Annotated in this window: 22 protein-coding genes; 10 read left to right on the top strand and 12 right to left on the bottom strand. The window is 75.0% G+C overall.

Annotated elements, in window-relative coordinates; translation table 11 throughout:
* Positions 1 to 8: 8 nt before the first annotated feature.
* The 4 genes from ACFV2S_RS08500 to ACFV2S_RS08485 form a co-directional block, all read right to left on the bottom strand.
* Positions 9 to 989, bottom strand: a complete 981-nt coding sequence (locus ACFV2S_RS08500) for a TolB family protein (protein WP_385555466.1) — start codon at positions 987 to 989, stop codon at positions 9 to 11.
* Positions 986 to 2329, bottom strand: a complete 1344-nt coding sequence (locus ACFV2S_RS08495; RefSeq protein ID WP_385555465.1) for an MFS transporter — start codon at positions 2327 to 2329, stop codon at positions 986 to 988. The genes ACFV2S_RS08500 and ACFV2S_RS08495 overlap by 4 nt, the downstream gene beginning before the upstream one ends.
* Complete coding sequence (locus ACFV2S_RS08490) at positions 2329 to 3669, bottom strand: discoidin domain-containing protein (protein WP_385555463.1); 1341 nt, start codon at positions 3667 to 3669, stop codon at positions 2329 to 2331. Before ACFV2S_RS08490 ends, ACFV2S_RS08495 begins: the two co-directional genes overlap by 1 nt.
* 312 nt (positions 3670 to 3981) lie before the next feature.
* Positions 3982 to 4338, bottom strand: coding sequence for a cupin domain-containing protein (locus ACFV2S_RS08485; RefSeq protein WP_383789133.1), 357 nt, complete (start codon positions 4336 to 4338; stop codon positions 3982 to 3984).
* 275 nt (positions 4339 to 4613) lie between these two features.
* Between ACFV2S_RS08485 and ACFV2S_RS08480 the strand changes: the two genes are divergently transcribed.
* Both ACFV2S_RS08480 and ACFV2S_RS08475 read left to right on the top strand, forming a co-directional pair.
* A complete protein-coding gene (locus ACFV2S_RS08480; RefSeq protein ID WP_385555461.1) occupies positions 4614 to 5546 on the top strand; it encodes a pseudouridine-5'-phosphate glycosidase in 933 nt (310 codons plus the stop codon).
* Positions 5543 to 6457 carry a carbohydrate kinase family protein gene (locus ACFV2S_RS08475; RefSeq protein WP_385555459.1) on the top strand — a complete coding sequence of 305 codons (915 nt, stop codon included), beginning with the start codon at positions 5543 to 5545 and terminating at the stop codon, positions 6455 to 6457. The genes ACFV2S_RS08480 and ACFV2S_RS08475 overlap by 4 nt, the downstream gene beginning before the upstream one ends.
* Positions 6458 to 6634: 177 nt before the next feature.
* Here ACFV2S_RS08475 and ACFV2S_RS08470 read toward each other — a convergent pair whose 3' ends face one another.
* Complete coding sequence (locus ACFV2S_RS08470) at positions 6635 to 7270, bottom strand: uridine kinase (RefSeq protein ID WP_385555740.1); 636 nt, start codon at positions 7268 to 7270, stop codon at positions 6635 to 6637.
* 105 nt (positions 7271 to 7375) lie between these two features.
* On the opposite strand from ACFV2S_RS08470, the gene ACFV2S_RS08465 reads away from it, so the two are divergent.
* The 3 genes from ACFV2S_RS08465 to ACFV2S_RS08455 are packed head-to-tail and all read left to right on the top strand — an operon-like array spanning position 7376 to position 8972.
* Positions 7376 to 7810 (top strand): VOC family protein, encoded by a 435-nt coding sequence (locus ACFV2S_RS08465; RefSeq protein WP_385555457.1) that lies wholly within the window; start codon positions 7376 to 7378, stop codon positions 7808 to 7810.
* A gap of 35 nt (positions 7811 to 7845) precedes the next feature.
* A complete protein-coding gene (locus ACFV2S_RS08460) occupies positions 7846 to 8598 on the top strand; it encodes an SDR family NAD(P)-dependent oxidoreductase (RefSeq protein ID WP_385555455.1) in 753 nt (250 codons plus the stop codon).
* Positions 8599 to 8624: 26 nt separating this feature from the next.
* The gene (locus ACFV2S_RS08455) at positions 8625 to 8972 is read left to right on the top strand and encodes a MerR family transcriptional regulator (RefSeq protein ID WP_385555738.1); all 348 of its coding nucleotides are present in this window, start codon (positions 8625 to 8627) and stop codon (positions 8970 to 8972) included.
* Positions 8973 to 8974: 2 nt separating this feature from the next.
* On the opposite strand, the gene ACFV2S_RS08450 is transcribed toward ACFV2S_RS08455, so the two are convergent.
* The gene (locus tag ACFV2S_RS08450; protein WP_385555453.1) at positions 8975 to 9604 is read right to left on the bottom strand and encodes a winged helix-turn-helix transcriptional regulator; all 630 of its coding nucleotides are present in this window, start codon (positions 9602 to 9604) and stop codon (positions 8975 to 8977) included.
* Between the two features lie 91 nt (positions 9605 to 9695).
* On the opposite strand from ACFV2S_RS08450, the gene ACFV2S_RS08445 reads away from it, so the two are divergent.
* The 3 genes from ACFV2S_RS08445 to ACFV2S_RS08435 all read left to right on the top strand — a co-directional run bounded on the left by ACFV2S_RS08445 (position 9696) and on the right by ACFV2S_RS08435 (position 12134).
* Entirely contained in the window at positions 9696 to 10907 is a 1212-nt protein-coding gene (locus ACFV2S_RS08445) for a pyridoxal phosphate-dependent aminotransferase (protein WP_385555451.1), read from the top strand.
* A gap of 68 nt (positions 10908 to 10975) precedes the next feature.
* On the top strand, positions 10976 to 11434 hold the full coding sequence (locus ACFV2S_RS08440; RefSeq protein ID WP_385555449.1) for a hypothetical protein: 459 nt from the start codon (positions 10976 to 10978) through the stop codon (positions 11432 to 11434).
* 13 nt (positions 11435 to 11447) lie between these two features.
* Positions 11448 to 12134, top strand: coding sequence for a DUF2293 domain-containing protein (locus ACFV2S_RS08435; RefSeq protein WP_385555447.1), 687 nt, complete (start codon positions 11448 to 11450; stop codon positions 12132 to 12134).
* A 47-nt stretch (positions 12135 to 12181) separates the two neighbouring features.
* Here ACFV2S_RS08435 and ACFV2S_RS08430 read toward each other — a convergent pair whose 3' ends face one another.
* From ACFV2S_RS08430 to ACFV2S_RS08420, 3 genes are all read right to left on the bottom strand, one after another.
* The gene (locus tag ACFV2S_RS08430; protein WP_385555445.1) at positions 12182 to 12976 is read right to left on the bottom strand and encodes a chaplin; all 795 of its coding nucleotides are present in this window, start codon (positions 12974 to 12976) and stop codon (positions 12182 to 12184) included.
* A 185-nt stretch (positions 12977 to 13161) separates the two neighbouring features.
* Complete coding sequence (locus ACFV2S_RS08425) at positions 13162 to 14439, bottom strand: SWIM zinc finger family protein (RefSeq protein WP_385555443.1); 1278 nt, start codon at positions 14437 to 14439, stop codon at positions 13162 to 13164.
* On the bottom strand, positions 14436 to 17303 hold the full coding sequence (locus tag ACFV2S_RS08420; protein WP_385555441.1) for a DEAD/DEAH box helicase: 2868 nt from the start codon (positions 17301 to 17303) through the stop codon (positions 14436 to 14438). Before ACFV2S_RS08420 ends, ACFV2S_RS08425 begins: the two co-directional genes overlap by 4 nt.
* Positions 17304 to 17473: 170 nt before the next feature.
* Between ACFV2S_RS08420 and ACFV2S_RS08415 the strand changes: the two genes are divergently transcribed.
* Positions 17474 to 17809, top strand: a complete 336-nt coding sequence (locus ACFV2S_RS08415; protein WP_383789167.1) for a hypothetical protein — start codon at positions 17474 to 17476, stop codon at positions 17807 to 17809.
* A 99-nt stretch (positions 17810 to 17908) separates the two neighbouring features.
* Positions 17909 to 18178, top strand: coding sequence for a DUF6343 family protein (locus ACFV2S_RS08410; protein ID WP_385555439.1), 270 nt, complete (start codon positions 17909 to 17911; stop codon positions 18176 to 18178).
* Positions 18179 to 18191: 13 nt separating this feature from the next.
* Here the strand turns inward: ACFV2S_RS08410 and ACFV2S_RS08405 are convergent, their stop codons facing one another.
* The 3 genes from ACFV2S_RS08405 to ACFV2S_RS08395 all read right to left on the bottom strand — a co-directional run bounded on the left by ACFV2S_RS08405 (position 18192) and on the right by ACFV2S_RS08395 (position 20250).
* Positions 18192 to 18560 (bottom strand): tetratricopeptide repeat protein, encoded by a 369-nt coding sequence (locus ACFV2S_RS08405; protein WP_385555438.1) that lies wholly within the window; start codon positions 18558 to 18560, stop codon positions 18192 to 18194.
* A 105-nt stretch (positions 18561 to 18665) separates the two neighbouring features.
* Positions 18666 to 19280, bottom strand: a complete 615-nt coding sequence (coaE, locus tag ACFV2S_RS08400; protein ID WP_385555436.1) for a dephospho-CoA kinase — start codon at positions 19278 to 19280, stop codon at positions 18666 to 18668.
* A gap of 31 nt (positions 19281 to 19311) precedes the next feature.
* Positions 19312 to 20250, bottom strand: a complete 939-nt coding sequence (locus ACFV2S_RS08395) for a PAC2 family protein (protein WP_383789178.1) — start codon at positions 20248 to 20250, stop codon at positions 19312 to 19314.
* Positions 20251 to 20320: the final 70 nt, after the last annotated feature.

Below are 20320 nucleotides of genomic sequence, written 5' to 3'. Positions count from 1 at the left end.
CGGCCCCCTCACCCCGGAACCGCCGGGGACGAGGCCCCGTCGGCCAGCCGCCGCGGGGTGCCCGAGCCGTCGGCGGGCACCGACCAGACCGCTCCCCCGTATCCGTACGCGAGGGTCCGCGCGTCCGTCCACAGCGCCTGGTCGTCGACGCCGCGCCGCTCGGCGACGGCGTGCTCGCGTCCGGTGCGCAGGTCGTACACGTACAGCCGCCAGGGCTCGCGCGGGCCGTCGGACACGCGCTTCTTGAAGGCGACGCGGCTCCCGTCCGGGGAGAGCGAGGGGCATTCGACGTTCTCCCGCAGGGCCCGGGCGGACCAGTTCCGCATGTCCCCCTCGACGAGACGGGTCCGGCCGCCCGTCGAGACGGTGGCGTAGAAGCGGTTGTCGTCGGCGGCGAAGCCGACGCCCCAGTAGTTCACGTCGGGGGCGTGGTGGCGGCGGCCGTCGAGGGTGAGCGGGATCTGCTCGATGTTCTTCACCAGATAGCCGGTGCGCAGGTCGAGGATCGAGGTGCGGGTGGAGAAGGCCGTGCGCGCGTACGAGTCGCCGGTGGCGAACATCGTCCAGGACAGCATGCGCCCCGAGGCGGAGACCCGGGCCCGGCTCGGGATGCCCGGCAGGCCGATGCGGCGCACCTCGCGCAGCCGCCGGTCGAGGACCAGGACGTACGAGCGGGCCGGCACGCCCGGCCGCCGCTGCAGGCAGAGGGCGGTGCCCCCGGCCGCGTGGAAGCGGTCGCAGGAGGGGCCTCCGGTCACCCGTCCGCCGGGCGCGGCGGGGTCCACCCGCGCGACGCGCCCGCTCGCGGTGTCCCGGACGTAGAGCGCGCCGGGGCCGGCGTCCAGGGTGAAGCCGGGGTCGGCGGTCCCGGTGGCGGCGGCCCGCCCGGAGGCGGCCCGCAGGGTGTAGGCGGTGGCCCCGCCGCCGAGCAGCAGGAGGGCGAGGACGAGGATCGCCGCACGCGCGCGCGTGGAGGCGGGAACGTTCATGTCGTGGTCCCTTCGGGGTGCGGCCCCGACGACGGAGGCCGGACGTGCGGCCCGGACGACGGAGGCCGGACGTCCGGCCCGGACGGAGGCGGCCCGGCGCCCGGGCGGGAGGGCAGCAGCCGGGCCGCGGCGCACAGGGCCGCCGCGAGGGCGAGAAGCGCCGCCACGAGGGCCGTCTCCGGTCCGCTCGCCGTCCATACGGCACCGAAGGCGACGGCTGCCCCGAGCCGGGCGAGGGCCTGCGCGGTCTGGACGACGGCGAGACCGCCGGCCCGCCCTCCCTCGGCGAGGAAGGGTCCGGTGAGCGCCATGAGGACGCCGTCGGTGGTGGCGTAGAAGACGCCGAGCAGCACGAGGACGCCCACGAGGGCCACCGAGCCGGGCACCGGGGCCAGGAGCAGTCCGTAGGCGAGGAGCAGGGCCCCGTGCCCGTGGAGGAACGGCCCGCGGCGCCCGAGGCGGTCGGCGAGGCGGCCCGCCGGGACGGCGAGCAGCAGATAGACGCCGGCGGCGCCGAGCGGCAGGAACGGGAACCAGGTGGGATCGAGGGCGAGGCGCCGCTGGAGCAGCAGGTAGAGGAAGGAGTCGCCAACGGTGGCGGCGCCGAGCAGCGCGGCGCAGAGCACGATCCGGCGGTACGCGGGCGAGTGCCGGAGCGCGGCGAGGAGTCCTCCCCGCGCGCGTGGGGCCGCTTTCCCGCCCGGCGACGTGCTCCGCGTGCGCCCGGGAACGAGGAGCAGCCACAGCAGCACGCCGAAGGCGCCGGCGCAGAAGCTGACGGCGAAGACCGCCTCGTACGTCTCGGCCGTCGCCCAGAGCAGCGCGAAGGCGGCGAGCGGTCCGAGGAGGGCGCCGGTGGTGTCCATGGCGCGGTGGACGCCGAAGGCGCGGCCCAGGTCCTCGGGCGGACTGTGCAGGGTGATGAGCGCGTCGCGCGGGGCGGTGCGGACGCCCTTGCCCAGCTTGTCGGCGGCGAGCGCTCCGGCGATCCAGCCGGTCGCCCCGCCGGCGAGGAGGAGGCCCAGCCGGGAGCAGGCGGAGAGCGCGTAGCCCAGTCCGCCGATCCGCTTGTGGTGGCCGCCGCGGTCGGCGGTGGCGCCGCCGAGGAGCCGTACCAGCGCGGTGGCGCCGGTGGAGAGGCCGTCGAGGAGCCCGAACTGGAGCGGGGAGAGGCCGAGTCCGAGGACCAGGTAGAGCGGCAGGACGGCGGTCACCATCTCCGAGGAGACGTCGGTGACGAGGCTGACCGCACCGAGGGCGAGGACGGTGCCGGGGACGCGCCGCCGGGTCCCGTGGGGACGGGGCGGCGCGTCGCGGCGACCGGTGGTCGCGAGGTACATCAGTGGCAGGTGTAGGTCGGGCCGGAGTCCTTGACCTGGTCGTCGGTGCCGACGTACTGCCAGGTGTAGGTGGTGTCGGTGAGGTCCAGCTTCAGGACGCCGTACGGTCCGCTGATCCGCTTCTGGCTGTTCGGCTGGACGGTCTCGATGGGGTACGGCTCGGCGCCGCCCATGCCGCCGACGATCTCGACGATGCCGTCGGCGGTGGCCCGCCCGTTCGGGTCCTGCGGGGCGAAGCGCTCGTAGTGGTGGTCGTGTCCGTTGAGGACGAGGTCGGTCCCGGCGCCGTAGAGGATCTGCCAGACGGGCTTGGAGACGGGGTCGTTGCCGTGGCCGCCGGAGGAGTACAGCGGGTGGTGGAAGTAGGCGGCGACGCAGCCCCTGGTGTTCCGCGCGAGGTCGTCCTTGAGCCACTGGATCTGCGCGGCGTCGTCGAAGGTGTTGGAGTCGAGGGCGACGAAGTGCCAGTTGCCCTTGTCGTAGCTGTAGTACGGCTTGCCCTGCGGGTAGGCGATCGCGCCGAAGTACGACTTGTAACCGGAGAAGGCGCCGGCCGGGTCGTAGGACTCGTGGTTGCCGGGGACGGGCCGGGTCTGCGCCTTGAAGGCGCCCCAGGTCTTGTCGTAGTAGTTCCGGAAGTCCGCGAGCCGGGCGTCGTCGTACTGGTTGTCACCCATCGTCAGGTAGAAGGACGGGGCGATCCGCTGGGCGAGCGCGGCCGTCTTCGGATGGGCGCAGGAGCTGCTGGAGGCGGTGCACTGGGCGGCGATGTCGCCGGCCGCGACGACGGTGAAGGCGCCGGTGGGCGGGGGCGTGGTGGAGGTGGTGCCGTACACCTCCACGGTGTAGAGCGAGTAGCCGTACGAGGTGCCGCGGGCGGTCCCGTACACGCGGAGGTAGCGGCCGGTCCCGGTGAGCCCGGTCCAGTCGTCCGTGGCGCCGTTGCCCGCGGTCTCGGTGGCGAGCCGGGTCCAGGTGGTGCCGTCGGCGGAGATCTCGACGCGGTAGGCCTTGGCGTGGGCGGCCTCCCAGACGAGCTTGACGCGGGAGACGGTGGCCGAGGGGCCGAGGTCGACGCGGATCCACTGGGGGTCGGAGCCTTCGGCGCTGGCCCAGCGGGTGGTGGCGTCGCCGTCGAAGGCCTTCTCCGGGCCGAGGGTGCCGTCCTCGACGGAGGAGGCGGTGGCCGGCCGGCCCTGGGAGATCAGGGTGTCGGCGGCGGCCCCGGCGCGGTCCGGGAGGGCGAGGAGGAGTCCGCCGACGAGCAGCAGCACGGCGGCGAGGACGAGGTGCGGACGGTCGGTAGTGCGGCGAGGTGGGGCGGAGGCGAACAGGCGCATACCTGGGCTCCCTGGCCTGGGGGCGGCGAGAGCTGGACACCGGTGCGGGGCACCACGGCCGCGCCGGACGGCACGGACCGGGTCGCCCGTGCCGCGCGGTGCGGGCACGGGCGACCGGCCGGGTGGCGATTCGGGCGCCACGCGGTGGGGCGGTGCTCGGCGGCCGGGTCAGAGCTCTCGCTGAGCGCGTCACGCCCCTCGGGTGGGGCGCCGCGCCGAGCCGCTGCCGGGGAGACTAGCGGACAGGAAGGTTTCCTACCAGACCCTCGACTCCCGGACGTGCGGCCCGGGTCCACTCGGCGCGGGCGGGGCTCAGAGGCTGATGTGGTACGCCTTGCGCAGGGTCTCGTGCACGGTCCAGGTCGTCCGGTCGCCCTCCCGCAGCACGCACGCGTCACCGGGGCCGATCTCCAGGGTGGCGCCGCCCTCGACGGCGACGGTCGCGCGCCCGGAGACCACGACGAAGAGCTCGTTGGCCTCGGTGTCGGTGACGACGCCGGGCGTGATCTGCCAGATACCGCGCAGCTGCTTGCCGTCGGCCGACTCCCACAGCACCTTGCCCGTCACCTCGGGCGTGCCGGAGACGATCTGGGCGGGGTCGAGGGGCTCGGCCTCGAGCTCCGCGTCGGGGATGTGCACGGCGAAGGAAGGCAGGTCATGAGTCGTCATGGGCGGTGACTGTAGCCGGACTCCGGAGGGGTTCCGAGGCCGGGACCGGATGGAAGAACAGCCTCCGTTTCGGCTCCCACCAGGAGCGATGCCGAGGGCCGGGCCCGGCGACGAAATCCGTACCGGCCCTCGGGCGCGGCGCCCCAAGGGCGTCGCCGCCCTCGCCGCCACCGCCGTCCGGCGGTCCGTCACGGATTCCGCGGCTGCCTCCCGGCGTGTGGCGGGAGGTCGCCGACGAGGTTTGCGGGGCGGGTGGGCGCGCCAAGGAATGGGACATGCCCACACAGATGTCCGAAGAGGTACGGGAAGCGCTCCACGAGGGCCGGCCCGTCGTCGCGCTGGAATCGACGCTCATCGCCCACGGTCTGCCGCGCCCGCGCAACCTCGCCGTGGCGGCCGAGCTGGAGGAGGCGGTACGGGCCGGGGGAGCCGTCCCCGCCACGATCGCGGTGGTCGACGGAACGGCCAGAGTCGGGCTCGACGCCGCGGCCCTGACCCGGATCGCCGAGGACCCGTCGGTGCGCAAGCTGGGCCACCGCGACCTGGCCCCGGCCCTGGCGACCGGGGCGACCGGGGCGACGACGGTCTCGGCGACCGCCTGGCTGGCGGACGCGGCGGGCATCCGGGTGTTCGCGACGGGCGGGCTCGGCGGCGTGCACCGCGAGTGGAGCGAGACGCAGGACGAGTCCGCCGACCTGCGGCTGCTCGCCCGGGTCGGGATCACCGTGGTGTGCGCCGGGGTCAAGTCGATCCTCGACGTGCCCGCGACGCTCCAGCGCCTGGAGACCCTGGGGGTGACGGTCGTCGGCTACGGCACGGAGCACTTCCCCGGCTTCTACCTCTCCTCCTCGGGCGAGCCGGTCGACTGGACCCTGCGCACCCCGGACGAGGTGGCCGGGGTGATACGGGCGCAGGACGGTCTCGGCGGGCCCCGGGCCGCCCTGGTCGTGGCGAACCCGGTGCCGGTGACCGAGCAGCTGGACCCCGCGCTGCACGACCGGGTGCTCGCGCGGGGCCTCGCGGCGGCGCGGGAGAAGGGGATCACCGGACAGGCGGTGACGCCGTTCCTCCTCGCCTACCTGATGGCGCACACGGAGGGGGCGTCCCTGGAGGCCAACCTCGCGGCGGTACGGGGCAACGTGCGGCTCGCGGCGGGCATCGCGCGCGCGTACGCCGCGGGGGCGGCGCCCGGCGCCGTCGGACGGTGACCCGGCCCGGGGGCGCGCTGCTCGTCGTCGGGGACGTCGTCACCGACGTCGTCGCCCGGCACCGGACGCCGCTCGCTCCCGCCACGGACACGGCCGCGGACATCCGGACCCTCCCGGGTGGCGCCGGAGCCAACGCGGCCTGCTGGGCGGCGCGTACGGGCGGCGCCGAGGTGCGGATACTCGGCCGGGTGGGCACGGACGCGGCCGGCTGGCACGAGCGGGCGCTGCGGAGGGCGGGGGTACGCCCCCTGCTCGTCCCGGACCCGGAGGCGCCTACGGCCACCGTGATCGCGCTCGTGGACGGCTCGGCGGAGCGCACCTTCCTGACGGACAGCGGGGCCGCGCTGCGCCTCTCCCCCGCCGACTGGTCGCCCGCCCTCCTGGACGGTGTGGCCCGGCTGCACCTCTCGGGGTACCTGTTCTTCGCCGCGACCAGCCGCGAGACGGCCCTCCGGGCTCTGCGGGACGCGCGGGAGGCGGGCGTGCCGGTCAGCGTCGACCCGGCGTCGGCGGGGTTCCTGGCGGAGCTGGGGGCGGACCGGTTCCTGGCGGCGGCCGAGGGCGCGGAGACGCTGCTGCCCAACGCCGACGAGGCCCGGTCCCTCACCGGGCGCGAGGAACCGGATTCGGCGGCGGCGGAGTTGAGCCGGCGCTTCCCGCTCGTCGTGGTCACCCTCGGGGCGGCGGGCGCCCTGGTCGCCGAGGGCGGCACGGTCATCGCGCGGGTGGCGGCGCCCCCGGCGCGGCCGGTGGACTCGACGGGCGCGGGCGACGCGTTCACCGGCGCGTTCCTCGCGGCGCGGCTCGCGGGCGCGGACGCGGCGGAGGCCGCGGGGGCGGGCTGCCGCGCGGGCGCGGAGGCGGTCGCCACGGTGGGCGGGAGACCCCCGTCGGGGCCCGGTGACGGCTGAGTGCGGCAGACCCCCGTCGGGGCCGGGTGACAGGTGGGCGTGGCAGACCCCCGTCGGGGCCGGGTGACAGGTGAGCGCGGCCGACCGGCCGCACGGGCCGCCGCGTCGCGAACTCCGATCGCCAGGGGTCCTCCTGCCGATCGCGCCGCGCGCCCGGCCTGATCGGCCGGGCACCCCCTACGACCGGAGGCCCGTCCAGGCGGGGTGGCGCGGGTCGTCGGCGCGCACGACCGCGTCCGCCGACTCCGCGGGACCGACCTCCGCCTCGTACCGGGCGAAGGCGGGCAGCGTCCAGGACTCCTCCGTGCGCCGGGCGAGCGCGGCGGGCGAGAGGCGCAGGTGCACGGTGAGGTCGAAGGGGAACCAGTGACCCAGCAGGAAGGGTCCGTGCAGCACGAGCACCCCACGCGGCGGCAGCGTGACGTACGGGCTGCGGGTCGCGCGGTCCGTGGCCGGGTCCCACAGGTCGGGCAGCACACGCCCGGTGCCGCCCGGGTCCAGCGGGCCGAAGACCTCCCGCCACAGGGCCCCGGTGTCGGTCCACCCGCTGTAGTACGCGTCGGGGTCCCGCTTCCCGTACTCGTACCGGAGCGAGGCGGGCCGCAGGAATCCTCCGGTGCCCACGACGTGGACCGCGCGCCCGCGGGTGCGCAGCGCCTCCGCGAGGAGTGCGGCGAGCTCGTCCCCGGGCGCCGCGGGCGGCCCGTCGACGCCGACCTTGAGCCAGGCGTCGCCCTGCCCCGCGGGGGTCGCGTCGAGGTGGCCGGCGAGCGCCTCCGCCAGCCGGTCCCAGGTGATCGCCTCGTATCGCATCCCGCTCATCCTGCCCGTCGCTCCCCTGACGTGTACCGGCTGACACCCACCGCATTACGGTGACCTGGCCGTGCGACCGTACGGCACCCGGGAGGAGAGGTCCCCATGAGCCCGCGCCAGGAAGCACTTCCCTACGAGACCACGGAGACGACGACGCCCTTCGGACTCGGCCTGCATCACGTGCAGCTCTCGCTGCCGCCGGGCGAGGAGGAGGTGTGCCGCCGCTTCTACGTGGACGTGCTCGGCATGACCGAGGTCCGGAAGCCGCCGGTCCTGGCGGCGCGCGGGGGCCTCTGGGTGCGCTCGGACGCGCTGGAGATCCACCTGGGCGTCGAGGACGACTTCCGTCCGTCCCGGAAGGGGCACCCGGGCATCCTCGTCGGCGACCTCGACGGCCTGGCGGAGCGGCTGGCCGACCGGGGGGTCGAGGTGACCTGGGACGACGACTTCCCCGGTCACCGGCGCTTCTACGTCGCGGACTGCCACGGGAACCGGCTCGAGTTCCTCAGCCCCGAGCACGGATCCGTCGTCCCGGCTTGACCCTGCCGCTGGCGTCACGGTTCGACCATCGGTCCATGGACACCACCACATCCACCAGGGTCGTCGTCGTCACCGGCGCGGGCACCGGCATCGGCCGGGCCACCGCGCGCTCCTTCGCCGGGCAGGGGGCGACGGTCGTCGCCGTCGGCCGAAGGGCGGAGCCGCTGCGGGAGACCGCCGAGGGGCACCCGGGCATCCGCCCGTTCACCGCCGACGTCACGGCGGACGGGGCGGCCGAGGAGATCGTCCGTTCCGTGCTGGCGGCGCACGGGCGTCTCGACGTCCTCGTCAACAACGCCGGGATCGCCTCCGGCGGCCCGCTCGGCACCCTCGACCGCTCCGTGATCGCCCCGCTCCTGGAGACGAACCTCGTCGCCCCGGTGCTGCTCACCCAGGCCGCCGTCCCCGCGCTGCGGGACTCCCGGGGCGTCGTAGTGAACGTGACGACGACGATCGGTCAGCGCGGCTGGCCCGCCAACTCCGTCTACCCGGCGACCAAGAGCGCCCTGGAGACCCTGACCCGCTGCTGGGCGGTGGAGCTCGCGCCGGCCGGTGTCCGGGTCGTGGCGGTCGCGCCCGGTGCCATCGAGACGCCGATCGCGGACCACATGGCGCTCTCCCCCGAGCGGCGGAAGGCCGTACGGGAGTGGCAGATCGCGCGCACCCCGCTGGGGCGGGTCGGCAGGCCCGAGGAGGTGGCCTGGGCGATCACCTCGCTCGCCGCCCCGGACGCCGCCTTCCTGACCGGAACCGTCCTGCCCGTCGACGGCGGTGCGCTGGTCGCGTGATACGACTGCGCGAGGAGGTGGCGTCCTTGCGCATCGGCGAACTGGCCCGGCGGACCGGGGTGTCGGCCCGCGCGCTGCGGCACTACGAGCAGGCGGGGCTGATCGCGTCGGCCCGCGCGGCCAACGGGTACCGGGTGTACGAGGAGGTCGCGGTCGCCCGGGTGTCGAACATCCGCTACCTGCTGGACGCGGGGTTCACCCTGGACGACGTGTCCGCGTTCCGCACCTGTCTGGACGGGGACGTCTCCGCGGTCCCGCCCTCCGCCCGCGCGCTGGAGATCGCCCGTGAGCGGCTCGCCGTGATCGACGCGCGCATCGCGGCACAGACCGCCGCCCGCGACCGGCTGGCGAAGGCCCTGGCCGCGCGGACCTGAACTCAGGCCGGCACGCCCACCGCTGCCGGGCGTTCGAGCGCGGCGCGGCCGGCCTCGACCGCCTCGCCCAGCGTCAGCTCCCCGGCGGCCAGGGCCCGGCACGTCGCCGTGTCGGTCCGCAGCCGGACGTCCGGGGCGGCCACCCCTCCGTCCCCGTAGGCCACGTCGCCGCCGGCTCCGATCCGTACGTGGAACTCGCCCTCGTCGAGGGTGACTTGGACGACACCCGCGCCGAGCTCGGCGAGCGCGCCGAGCAGCGGGATCGCGTACCAGTGGGCGCGGACGGCGTCGGTGGGCCGCGGCTCCCCCAGGTCGGGCGCGCCCCAGGCGGCGAGGGTGCGCAGTACGGGCAGCAGGTCGCGTCCGCGCGGGGTGAGTTCGTACACGTTCGCCGAGGCGGGCGGGGGCAGCCGGCGCCGGGTGACGAGCTCGGCGCCCTCCATGTCCTTGAGGCGTCCGGCGAGCATGTCGGTGCTGACCCCGGGCAGGTCGGCGTGGAGGTCGGTGTAGCGGCGCGGCCCGGCGAGCAGTTCGCGGACGACGAGCAGGGTCCAGCGGTCGCCGACGAGGTCGAGGGCGCGCGCGGCGGCGCAGTGCTGGTCGTAGCTGCGGCGGCGTGGCTGACGTGGCATGCGACGCAGTCTAGACATGTTGTTGGACTTTCCAAGCTCGAACTTGGTAAAACCAAGCAACACTGATTCCGGGGACCTGGGGAGGTCGGACATGGAGTTCCGGCAGTCGAGCAAGCTGAGCGAGGTCTGCTACGAGATCCGCGGCCCGGTGATCGAGCACGCCAACGCGCTGGAGGAGGCGGGGCACAGCGTCCTGCGCCTCAACACCGGCAACCCGGCGCTCTTCGGCTTCGAGGCCCCCGAGGAGATCGTCCAGGACATGATCCGGATGCTCCCCAAGGCCCACGGCTACACCGACTCGCGCGGCATCCTCTCCGCCCGGCGCGCGGTCGCCCAGCGCTACCAGTCCATGGGCCTGCCGGACGTGGACGTCGACGACATCTACCTCGGCAACGGCGTGTCCGAGCTGATCTCGATGGCCGTCCAGGCCCTCCTGGAGGACGGCGACGAGGTCCTCGTACCCGCCCCGGACTACCCGCTGTGGACGGCGGTGGTCACCCTGGCGGGCGGCAGGCCCGTGCACTACGTGTGCGACGAGTCCGCCGACTGGTACCCGGACCTCGACGACATGGCGTCGAAGATCACCGACCGCACCAAGGCCGTCGTCATCATCAACCCGAACAACCCCACCGGCGCCGTGTACCCCAGGGAGGTCCTGGAGGGCATCTTCGAACTCGCCCGCCGCAACGGCCTGATGGTCCTCGCCGACGAGATCTACGACCAGATCGTGTACGACGACGTCGTCCACCACCCGGCCGCGTCCCTCGCCCAGGACCTGGTCGTCCTCACCTTCGGCGGACTGTCCAAGACCTACCGGGTCGCGGGCTTCCGCTCCGGCTGGCTGGTCGTCACCGGGCCGAAGCAGCACGCGAAGAACTATCTGGAGGGCCTCACCATGCTGGCCTCCATGCGGCTCTGCCCCAACGCCCCCGCCCAGTACGCCATCCAGGCCGCGCTCGGCGGCAAGCAGTCCATCCACGAGCTGACCGCCCCGGGCGGCCGGCTGCGCGAACAGCGCGACCGGGCCTGGGAGAAGCTCAACGAGATCCCGGGCGTCTCCTGCGTGAAGCCGAAGGGCGCCCTGTACGCCTTCCCTCGCCTGGACCCGGCCGTGCACCGGATCCACGACGACGAGAAGTTCGTCCTCGACCTGCTGCTGCGGGAGAAGATCCAGGTCGTGCAGGGCACCGGCTTCAACTGGCCGCGCCCGGACCACTTCAGGATCCTGACCCTGCCCCACGCCGACGACCTCGACGCCGCGATCAGCCGCATCGGCCGATTCCTGAGCGGCTACCGGCAGTGACGCGCACCCCCCTCTCCTGTCATGATCTACGGATCTGAAGGCCGAGGGGAACGGGAGGGCGGCCGGTCATGGATGCGGCGCTGATAGCCGTGGCGGGAACGCTGTTGGGTGTCGTCTTCACGCACTGGTTCCAGGGGCGGGCCACCGAGCGCACGGCCGCCCTCGCCCGCACCGAACAGCTCCGGCAGGAGCGGATCGCGACCTACAGCGCCTTCGCGGGCGCGGTCGTCGACTACCGGCACAGCCAGAACGACCGCTGGTTCCGGGCGGCCCGGCAGCCCGGCTCGGAGGAGGCGGAGGAGTCCCGGCACGCCTCCTACCGGCAGCGCACCGCCGCCCGGCAGGCCCTCTTCCGGGTCCAGCTGGTGTGCGACGACCCGAACGTCCGACGGCTCGCCGAGGAGGCCTTCGTGGACTCCCACTGCATGCACGAGGCCGTCGACGAGGCGGACCGCGCCCGCCGCTCCGCGCAGGCCAAGGAGGCGCTCGCCGTGTTCATCGCCGCCGCCGCGCCCGGCGTCCGCTGAGCGGGGACCGGCCGTGGACCTCGTCGCGCCCGTCGTCGTCGAACCGCTCAGACGCCGCCGCTGCTCCGAATGCCACCGGGGGCCGCTGGAGCGGATGATCGTCGAGTTCAACGCGCCGGTCTGCCTGGACTGCGCCGACCTCGGCCATCTGGTCTTCCTGCGCCGCGGCGACACGGCGCTCACCCGCCGCGCCCGGGAGGCCAGCGCCCTCTGGGCCGTGGTCGTACGGCACAACCGGCGCCGCACCCGGTACGAGCGCCAGGGCCTGCTCGTGGAGGAGACCGCCCTCGCCGAGGCCGAACGGGCCTGCCTGGCGGACGCGGACGCGCGGGCCGCGCGGCGGGCCCGGGACGCGGCGCGGCGCGCGGCCCTGGACGCCGAGATCACCGAGGTCCTCCGGACGGAGATCCTGCGGCTCTTCCCGTCCTGCCCGGCGGACCGGGCCACGGAGATCGCCGTCCACGCCTCGGCGAAGGGCACGGGCCGGGTGGGCCGGACCGCGGCGGGCCGCTCGCTCGACCGCGGCGCGGTCACCGCCGCGGTACGAGCCTCCGTACGGCACGTGGACACGCCGTACGACTCCCTGCTGATGCGGGGCGTTCCCCGGCATCAGGCCCGGACGACGATCGCGCCCGCCGTCGAGGCGGTGCTCCGGACCTGGCGCGGGGGCGGCGGGACGGCCGGCCGGGAGCACGGCTGACGGCTCGGGCGTCAGCGCGTGCCGGCCGGACCGCGAGGTGCGGACCCTCAGACCTGGTCGCCGGCGCGGCGACCACGGCGGTACAGCACGGCGCCGCCGAGGAGCAGCGCGGCGCTTCCGGCCGCGGCGAGGCCCATGGCGTCCGAGCCCGTGTGGGCCAGCGAGGCCGTGCTCGTCTCACCCTGCGGCGCGGGGGCCGGGGCGGGCGGGGTCACGGTCTCGGCCTGCGGCACCGGCACGTTCTTCACGGGGGGCTGCGGGCGGGGCGTCGGCTTCTCGATCGGCGGCTGGGGCTCGGCCGGGCCGTTGACCCCGGTGTTCCCGATGGCCGGGTTGCCGATGCCGACCACGTTGACCGAGTTCCCGACGAGGTTCACGGGGAGGTCGACGGGCAGCTGGAGGCCGTTCCCGGAGAGGACGCCCGGGGAGCCCTGGGCGTGGGTCTCGGCGGTGGACCCGCCGCCGTTGGACGAGGCACCGTGCGAGCCGCCGCCGTGCGAACCGCCGGCCTGCTCGCCGCCGCGCGGGGTGCCGGGCTGGTCCTTGTGGATGCGGCCGCCGCCGTTCTCCTCCCCGTATCCTCCGGTCTCGTGCGCGGCCGAGCGGTTGGCGCAGCTGTTGCCCGCGGCGGGGTTGAGCAGCCCGACCACGTTGACCGTGTTTCCGCAGACGTTGACCGGCACGTGCACCGGCAGCTGAAGCGTGTTGCCGGAACCGACTCCCGGCGAACCGACCGCGGCGCCCTGTGCGCCGGCGTCGGCGTGGGCGGCGCCCGCCGAGAGGGCGAGCGCTCCACCCGTGACCAACAGTGTGGCCAGACCACTTCGGCGAATCTGCCTCATGGCTTCCTGCCTTCCGGAGGTGTACACGGGCAAGTGCCCGTACCGGAATCAACGCGACAAACGTGCTTGCCGGATCCGGCCGTTGACGGGTTTCACTCCATCGAGTGGGACTCCGTTCGAGTGCCGGGTCAACATCCGTCGACGTCTTTCGGCAGTCCGGCGCCCTCCGGTGCCCCCAACACCCGTCAGCGGCCCAGGAGATCGGTGAGCGCGCCCACCGGGTCCGGATCGGGGGCGCCGCGCGGCCACCAGTCCTCCCGCCCGGCGTCCGACTCGTACCCGTACCAGAGGCCGTCCCGGCCGAGCCTGAGCTGGAGGGCTTCCCCGGAGAGGCGGTTGCGCCAGGGCCGGAACGCCGCGAAGTCGGCGGCGATCAGCGCGGGTCTGGCCCGGTCGAACGGTCCGGCGGGCGGGTCCCAGGGCTCTTCGAGGACCGCGAGGCCCGCCGCACCTCCCTGCCGCCAGGCGGCGACGGCACGGGCGAGGTCCGTGGGGGTGCGGTCGAGGGCGTACGCCAGGTCGCGGTAGAGGGCGCGGGAGGACGCGGTCAGCCCGGAACCGGGGTGCGCGGCGGCCAGCCTCACCGCGTCCTGCCAGGGGGTGAGCTCGGCCACCGGGTCGCGTCCGGTGGCGAGGAAGGCGTGCGCGCGGGCGGCGGCCTCGGTGGCCAGGAGGTCGAGGGCGAGCGGATCGGGGGCGTCCGGATCCGGCGGGAAGACCGGAGGGCGGCCGGGCCGGTCCGGGACCGGCAGCTCGGGAGGCAGGGGCGGAAGCCCGGCCCCGGTGGCGGCGCCGAGCGCGATCCGGGCGGGGACCGTGGGCATCGGCGGGGCGGCGGCCGTCTCCACGGCACTCCGCGCGGCGTTGCGCCGGGTGAGTTCCGCCAGGAGCTCCTGCTCCCCGCGCCCGCGCATCAGGAAGAGGACGAACGGGTCCTCGTCGAGGAGACGGGCGGCCTGGTAGCAGAGGGCGGCGGCGTGCTTGCAGGGGTAGCCGTCGTCCGGGCAGGTGCAGTCGGGCACGAGGTCGCCCGGTGCGGGGAGCAGTCCGGTGACGGCCTCCAGTGCGTGCGGCACGTCCTTGTCGAGAAGGGCGGCGATGTGGTCGGGGCGGGCGGCCGCCTCGTCGAGGAACCGCTCCCAGCCGTCGTCGCCGAGGGTCCGCATCCTGATCTCGGTGCGGTACGGGCGGGGCCTGCTGCCGTGGACGTAGGCGACGACCCGGCCGGGGGTGACCGTGATCGCGTCGACGTGGCCGCGCCCCGCGTAGGCCTTGCCGCGCGCGAGCCGGGCCTGGTCCAGGGCCGTGGCCTCCAGCGCGGCGACCCAGGCGTTCCCCCACCAGGAGGCGGCGAACCGGCCGTCGGGGGCCGAGCGGGGCGCGACCTGCGGGAAACTGCGGCGGCGGTCGTCGTGGCGGGGGGCGGCCCCCCGCGCGGCCCGTGCGTCCCGGGGGTGGTTCACGAGGGCCTCCTCAGGGACACCAGGTCGGCGAGCTCCCGGTCGGTCAGTTCGGTGAGGGCGGCCTCGCCGGAGCCGAGCACGGCGTCGGCCAGGGCCCGCTTGGCGCGGAGCATCTCGGCGATGCGGTCCTCGACGGTCCCCTCGGCCATCAGCCGGTGGACCTGGACCGGCTGGGTCTGCCCGATCCGGTAGGCCCGGTCGGTGGCCTGCTCCTCCACGGCCGGGTTCCACCAGCGGTCGTAGTGGACGACATGGCCGGCCCGGGTGAGGTTGAGCCCGGTGCCCGCGGCCTTGAGGGAGAGCAGGAAGACGGGCACCTCGCCGGCCTGGAAGCGGTCGACCATGCGCTCCCGCTCGGCCACCGGGGTGCCGCCGTGCAGCAGCTGGGCCGGGATGCCGCGCGCGGCCAGGTGGTCGGCGAGGAGCCGCGCCATCGACACGTACTGGGTGAAGACGAGGACGGACCCGTCCTCGGAGAGGATCGTGTCGAGCAGCTCGTCGAGCAGGGCGAGCTTCCCGGAGCGGCCGGCCAGCCGCGCGGTGCCGCTGCCGCGCGGCGCCTGCTCCTTGAGGTACTGCGCGGGATGGTTGCAGATCTGCTTGAGGGAGGTCAGCAGGCCCATGACCAGGCCCCGGCGGGCGATGCCCTCGGCGCCCTCGATCCGCGCCATGGTCTCGCGGACGACCGCCTCGTACAGCGAGGCCTGCTCCCGGGTGAGGGCGACGGGGTGGTCGGACTCCGTCTTGGGCGGGAGTTCGGGGACGATGCCCGGGTCGGACTTGCGGCGGCGCAGCAGGAAGGGCCGCACGAGCCGGGCGAGCCGCTCGACGGCCTGCGCGTGCTCGATCTCCTCGTTGTTCTCGACGGCCCGGGCGTGGCGGGAGCGGAACGCCTTGAGCGGGCCGAGGAGGCCGGGTGTGGTCCAGTCGAGGAGCGCCCAGAGTTCGGAGAGGTTGTTCTCCACGGGGGTGCCGGTGAGGGCGACCCTTGCGGGTGCGGGGATCTCCCGGAGGGCCTTGGCCGTCGCGGAGAACGGGTTCTTGACGTGCTGCGCCTCGTCGGCGACGACCATCCCCCAGTCCCGCTCGGCCAGTCGGGCGGCGCTGGTGCGCAGGGTGCCGTAGGTGGTGAGGACGAAGCCGCCCTCGGTCCCGTCGAGGTCCCGGTCGGTGCCGTGGAAGCGCCGGACGGGCACGTCGGGGGCGAACTTCCGCACCTCCCGCTGCCAGTTGCCGAGGAGGGAGGCGGGGCAGACGACGAGGGTGGGGGCGCGGCGGGCGCGGCGGAGGTGGAGGGCGATGAGGGTGACGGTCTTGCCGAGCCCCATGTCGTCGGCGAGGCAGCCGCCGAGGCCGAGCGAGGTCATCAGGTCCAGCCAGGCGAGGCCGCGGAGCTGGTAGTCGCGCAGGGTGGCGGTGAGACCGGGCGGGGCCTGCACCTCCTCGGGGCCGGCCAGGAGCCGGTCCCGGAGCGCGGCGAGGGCCCCGACGGGGACGGCGGGCACGGACTCGCCGTCGACCTCGGCGGTCCCGGTGAGGGCGGCGGCGAGGGCGTCGACCGGTTCGAGCAGGCCGAGTTCACGCTTGCGGGCCTTGCGGACGAGGGCGGGGTCGACGACGACCCACTGGTCGCGGAGGCGCACGATCGGCCGGTGGGCCTCGGCCAGCTGGTCCATCTCGCGCTCGGTGAGCGGATCGCCGTCGAGAGCCAGCTGCCAGTTGAACCGCAGGAGCTCCTCGCTGTCGAAGAAGGAGGTGCCGTCGGTGGCGGAACCCGGCGCGGCGTGGGCGGGCCGCACGACCGCGGAGGCGCTGAGCGAGCGGGCGAGCTCGCGCGGCCAGTGGAGGGCGACCCCGGCGTCGGCGAGCCGGGCGGCGGCCGGGCCGAGCAGCTCGTACAGCTCGTCCTCGGTGACGGCGAGGACGTCGGGCACGTCCCGCTCCAGGAGCCGGGTGAGCGGGGGCCAGACGCGGGCGGCCCGGCGCAGGGCGAGGACGGCGTCGATCCGGGCGCGGGGCCCGAAGTGCTCGCCGTCCCCCGCCCAGAGCTCCGCCGCGTCGATGACGAGGGTCGGGTCGGCGAGGCTGTGGATCTGGAGGAGCGCGGCGGCGGCGTGACGCTCCCCGCCCGGCTCGCCGCCTCCGGCGCGCTCCGGGGTGTCAGGGGCGTCGGGGGTGTCGAAGAGTTCGTACGGCGACAGGTCGAGACGGAGCGAGACCCGCACCCCCGCGTCCATCCCGGCCGCCGCCTCGGCGGCCCAGGAACGCGCCCGAGGCAGGTGCTGCGGCTCGCGCGCCGCGAACGGCGCGCCGGCCGCGTGGGCCGCGGCCGGGGTGCGGGGCAGCACGTCGGCGACCGCGTCGAGGAAGGCACGCACCAGCGCCTCGGGCTCGGGGAGCCGCAGCGGGCCCCGGCCGGGCACGGGCACGGCGTACCCCTCGTACGGCAGGGCGGCGGCGACGGCCCGCAGATGGGCGATGTCCTCGGCGTCCAGAGGTCCGGCCCGCCAGGCGTCCAGGTCGTCGGCGGTCAGCCCCGGCAGCAGCCGCCCGCGCGCGGCGAGGTGCAGGGCGTGCAGGGCGGCGGCGCCCCAGCCGGCGGTGGCGGGGTGCGCGGCGGGATGGTGACGGGCGGCGACGAGGTGCGGCAGGGCGGCCGCGACGGGGAGGGCCACGGCGGGGACGGAGCGGCCCCGGGCGCCGCTGCCGTGCCGGCGGGCCACGGTCAGCTCGACCCGCTCCGCCCCGCTCGGCCCGGGGTCCGGCAGCTCCCCGCCGTCGGGGGCCCAGAAGGCGATCCGGCCGTCACGGGGAAGGGCGGCCGGCAGGAAGACGGCGGCGCTGGTCGTCCAGGTGTGTGCCACGGCTCCGCCCTCCTCCCGCTGTCCGTCGTTCTCGCACTGGACCTCCGACCTTACGGGTGGGGTCTGACAACGGGCGCCGGGCGGTTCCCCCGGGCGGCCCAACAGCGGATGACAGCGGTCGCCGCGGGCGGGATGGTGGCCTGAAACGACCCGACAGAAGAGGATCCGCCATGTCCGTTCGCCGGCGTCTCACGACCGTCACCGGGGCCGTGCTGCTCACCTTCGCCGTCGCCGGCTGCTCGGGCCTCGGCCGCACCGCCGTGGGCACGATCAAGTCCGAGACGCAGCACAGGTTCGTGGTGACCGTGACGAGTCCCCTGGTGAAGGGCTGCCACCGCCTGCCGCCCTCGGGCGTGACCAGGGTCGAGAACAACGCCCTGACCGACATCATCATGTACCGGACCCGCAACTGCGACGGGCCGAACTCCATCTACGTCCCCACCAACTCCGCGAACTGGATCGCCCCGGACACCCTGCCCTGGCGCAGCTACAGCGTCGTGCACTGAGCGGACGTCCGTCCGGGCCTCCCGGCAGCCGTTCCGTTTCCCTCGCCCCGGGTCCATGCTGGAAGTGGCCCCGGGGCTTCGTGGGGAGGTGCGACCGTCATGCGGACCGGGAACGAGCCGGCGAACGCGCGGAGCGCGCTGCGCCTGCGGTTCTGGCTGAGCGTCTGGGGGCTGCTGTGGGCCGCCTTCGGCACGACCGTGTTCTCCCTGGTGGGCCGCCCCGGCTGGGCGGCGGCCTGCGGGGTGCTGTTCCTGGTGGTCACGGTCGACCTGGCGGTGGTGGCGCACCACATCCACAGGGGCGCGCACTGGCAGCCGGGCCGGAGCGTCCCCCCGTACGAACCGGATCACGGCGGTACGCGACGCTGACGGCTCCGCCCGATCAGTCCCGGGTGTCGAAGCCCGCCGCCTGGAGGTACTCCGGCTTCGGGTCGAGCGCGGCGGCGAGGCGGAAGTGGCGCATGGCCTGGGCGGTCTGTCCGGACCGCTCGAAGGTCCTGGCCAGCGCGAAGTGCGCGAAGGCGTTGTCCGGCTCCCGCTCCAGGACCAGCTCGAACTCCAGCTGCGCGGGACGGAGCTGCGCGGCGGCGAAGAACGCCCGGGCCCGCAGCAGGCGCGCCGCGGTGTTCTCGGGATGGGCGGCGATCACCGAGTCCAGCAGCTTGACGGCCCCGCGAGGGTCCCGCGCGGCCAGCAGGTGCTCGGCGGCGCGGAAGTCGATGACGTGCGTTTCCGGGTTCCTGTCGGCCACGATGGCATCCTTCCCCTCGATCCGGTGGTTGAACACCGGACCCGGTGACCTCATTCCGCCGTGCGCCCTGCCGTCCGGGCAGACGGCGCTACCGTCCTGACACCGCTAGCTCTCCCCCACCGTGGCCTCGGCACGGCGCTCCAGCTCGTCCCAGACCTTGCGCACCTGCGGTTCGAGCGCGTCCAGCGGCCCGTCGTTGTCGATCACGAGGTCGGCGACGGCCAGCCGCTGCGCGCGGGTGGCCTGGGCCGCCATCCGGGCCCCGGCCTCGGGCGCGGCCATGCCGCGCAGCCGGACCAGCCGGTCCAGCTGGGTCTCCGGGGAGGCGTCCACGACCACGACCAGGTCGTACAGCGGCGCGAGCCCGTTCTCGGCGAGCAGCGGTACGTCGTGGACGACGACGTCTCCGGCGCCCGCGCGGCCCTCCAGCTCCGCCGACCGTGCCCCGACCAGCGGGTGGACGATGGCGTTGAGGGTGGCCAGGCGCTCGGCGTCGGCGAAGACGATGGAGCCGAGCTTCGGCCGGTCGAGGGTCCCCTCCGCGGTGAGGACGCCGTCCCCGAAGGCCGCCACGACGGCCGCGAGCCCCGGGGTCCCGGGCTCGACGACCTCGCGCGCGATCCGGTCCGCGTCGATCAGCACGGCTCCGTACGAGACGAGCAGCCTGGACACTTCGCTCTTGCCGGCGCCGATCCCGCCGGTCAGGCCCACCTTCAGCATGAGCGGCAGCTTAGGGCCTGCCGCTCGGGGGCTAGGCGTCGCCCTCCCGCTCCGCGAGGAAGCGCTCGAACTCGCGGCCCAGCTCGTCGGCGGACGGCAGGTCGACCGGCTCGGCGACGAGACTGCCGCGGGTCTCGGCACCGGCCGCCGCGTCGTACTGGTGCTCAAGGCCCTGCACGAGCGCGACGAGCTCCTCGTCGCCCTCGCCGATCTGGCGGTCGATCTCGGTCTGGGTGCGACGGGCCTCGGTCCGCAGCGAGTGGGCGACGCCCGGGAGGACCAGGCCGGTGGCGGCGGTGACGGCCTCCAGGGCGGTCAGGGCCGCGTCCGGGTACGGGGAGCGGGCCACGTAGTGCGGGACGTGCGCCGCGACGCCGAGGGTGTCGTGGCCTGCCTCGGAGAGCCGGTACTCGATGAGGGACTCGGCGCTGCCGGGCACCTGGGCCTCGTCGAACGGGCTGCGGTGCCCGGGCATCAGGTCGGTGCGGCTGCCGTGCGGGGTGAGGCCGACCGGACGGGTGTGCGGCACGCCCATGGGGATGCCGTGGAAGTTGACGGAGAGGCGCACGCCGAGGCGCTCGACGATCTGGCGGACGGCGGTGGAGAAGCGCTCCCACTCCACGTCCGGCTCGGGGCCGGAGAGGACGAGGAAGGGCGCGCCGGTGGCGTCCTGCACGAGACGGACCTCGATGGAGGGCGTCTCGTACGCGGCCCAGCGGTCGCGACGGAAGGTCAGCAGCGGACGGCGGGCACGGTAGTCCACGAGCCGGTCGTGGTCGAAGCGGGCCACCAGCTGGTGCGGGAGGGTGTCGAGCAGCCCGTCGACGATCTGCTCGCCGGTCTCGCCCGCGTCGATGTAGCCGTCGAAGTGGTAGAGCATGACCAGCCCTGCCGACTCCTGCGCCAGGGCCAGGTCGACGACGGCCACGCCCTTCGGGTCCCATTCGTACAAATCCTGGGGATCAAGCACGATTCCGCTCCTCCTCGTGTTCTCTCTGGAAACGCCCGGCGCGGCACGGCCATTCCCGGGTCGCGCGATC

It is taken from the genome of Streptomyces sp. NPDC059695 (genome assembly GCF_042733785.1).
Taxonomy (GTDB): domain Bacteria; phylum Actinomycetota; class Actinomycetes; order Streptomycetales; family Streptomycetaceae; genus Streptomyces.
The sequence above is the reverse complement of the archived record's forward strand: the minus strand, read 5'-3'. Positions and strand labels throughout refer to the sequence as shown.

Bases quoted from the DNA above. Each gene is read 5' to 3' on its own strand.
- ACFV2S_RS08465 (WP_385555457.1), top strand. From the start codon at position 7,376: ATGAGCCCGCGCCAGGAAGCACTTCCCTACGAGACCACGGAGACGACG.
- ACFV2S_RS08500 (WP_385555466.1), bottom strand. From the start codon at position 989: ATGAACGTTCCCGCCTCCACGCGCGCGCGTGCGGCGATCCTCGTCCTC.
- coaE (WP_385555436.1), bottom strand. From the start codon at position 19,280: ATGCTGAAGGTGGGCCTGACCGGCGGGATCGGCGCCGGCAAGAGCGAA.
- ACFV2S_RS08440 (WP_385555449.1), top strand. From the start codon at position 10,976: ATGGATGCGGCGCTGATAGCCGTGGCGGGAACGCTGTTGGGTGTCGTC.
- ACFV2S_RS08485 (WP_383789133.1), bottom strand. From the start codon at position 4,338: ATGACGACTCATGACCTGCCTTCCTTCGCCGTGCACATCCCCGACGCG.
- ACFV2S_RS08450 (WP_385555453.1), bottom strand. From the start codon at position 9,604: ATGCCACGTCAGCCACGCCGCCGCAGCTACGACCAGCACTGCGCCGCC.
- ACFV2S_RS08470 (WP_385555740.1), bottom strand. From the start codon at position 7,270: ATGCGATACGAGGCGATCACCTGGGACCGGCTGGCGGAGGCGCTCGCC.
- ACFV2S_RS08490 (WP_385555463.1), bottom strand. From the start codon at position 3,669: ATGCGCCTGTTCGCCTCCGCCCCACCTCGCCGCACTACCGACCGTCCG.
- ACFV2S_RS08495 (WP_385555465.1), bottom strand. From the start codon at position 2,329: ATGTACCTCGCGACCACCGGTCGCCGCGACGCGCCGCCCCGTCCCCAC.
- ACFV2S_RS08415 (WP_383789167.1), top strand. From the start codon at position 17,474: ATGTCCGTTCGCCGGCGTCTCACGACCGTCACCGGGGCCGTGCTGCTC.
- ACFV2S_RS08410 (WP_385555439.1), top strand. From the start codon at position 17,909: ATGCGGACCGGGAACGAGCCGGCGAACGCGCGGAGCGCGCTGCGCCTG.
- ACFV2S_RS08430 (WP_385555445.1), bottom strand. From the start codon at position 12,976: ATGAGGCAGATTCGCCGAAGTGGTCTGGCCACACTGTTGGTCACGGGT.
- ACFV2S_RS08480 (WP_385555461.1), top strand. From the start codon at position 4,614: ATGCCCACACAGATGTCCGAAGAGGTACGGGAAGCGCTCCACGAGGGC.
- ACFV2S_RS08445 (WP_385555451.1), top strand. From the start codon at position 9,696: ATGGAGTTCCGGCAGTCGAGCAAGCTGAGCGAGGTCTGCTACGAGATC.
- ACFV2S_RS08460 (WP_385555455.1), top strand. From the start codon at position 7,846: ATGGACACCACCACATCCACCAGGGTCGTCGTCGTCACCGGCGCGGGC.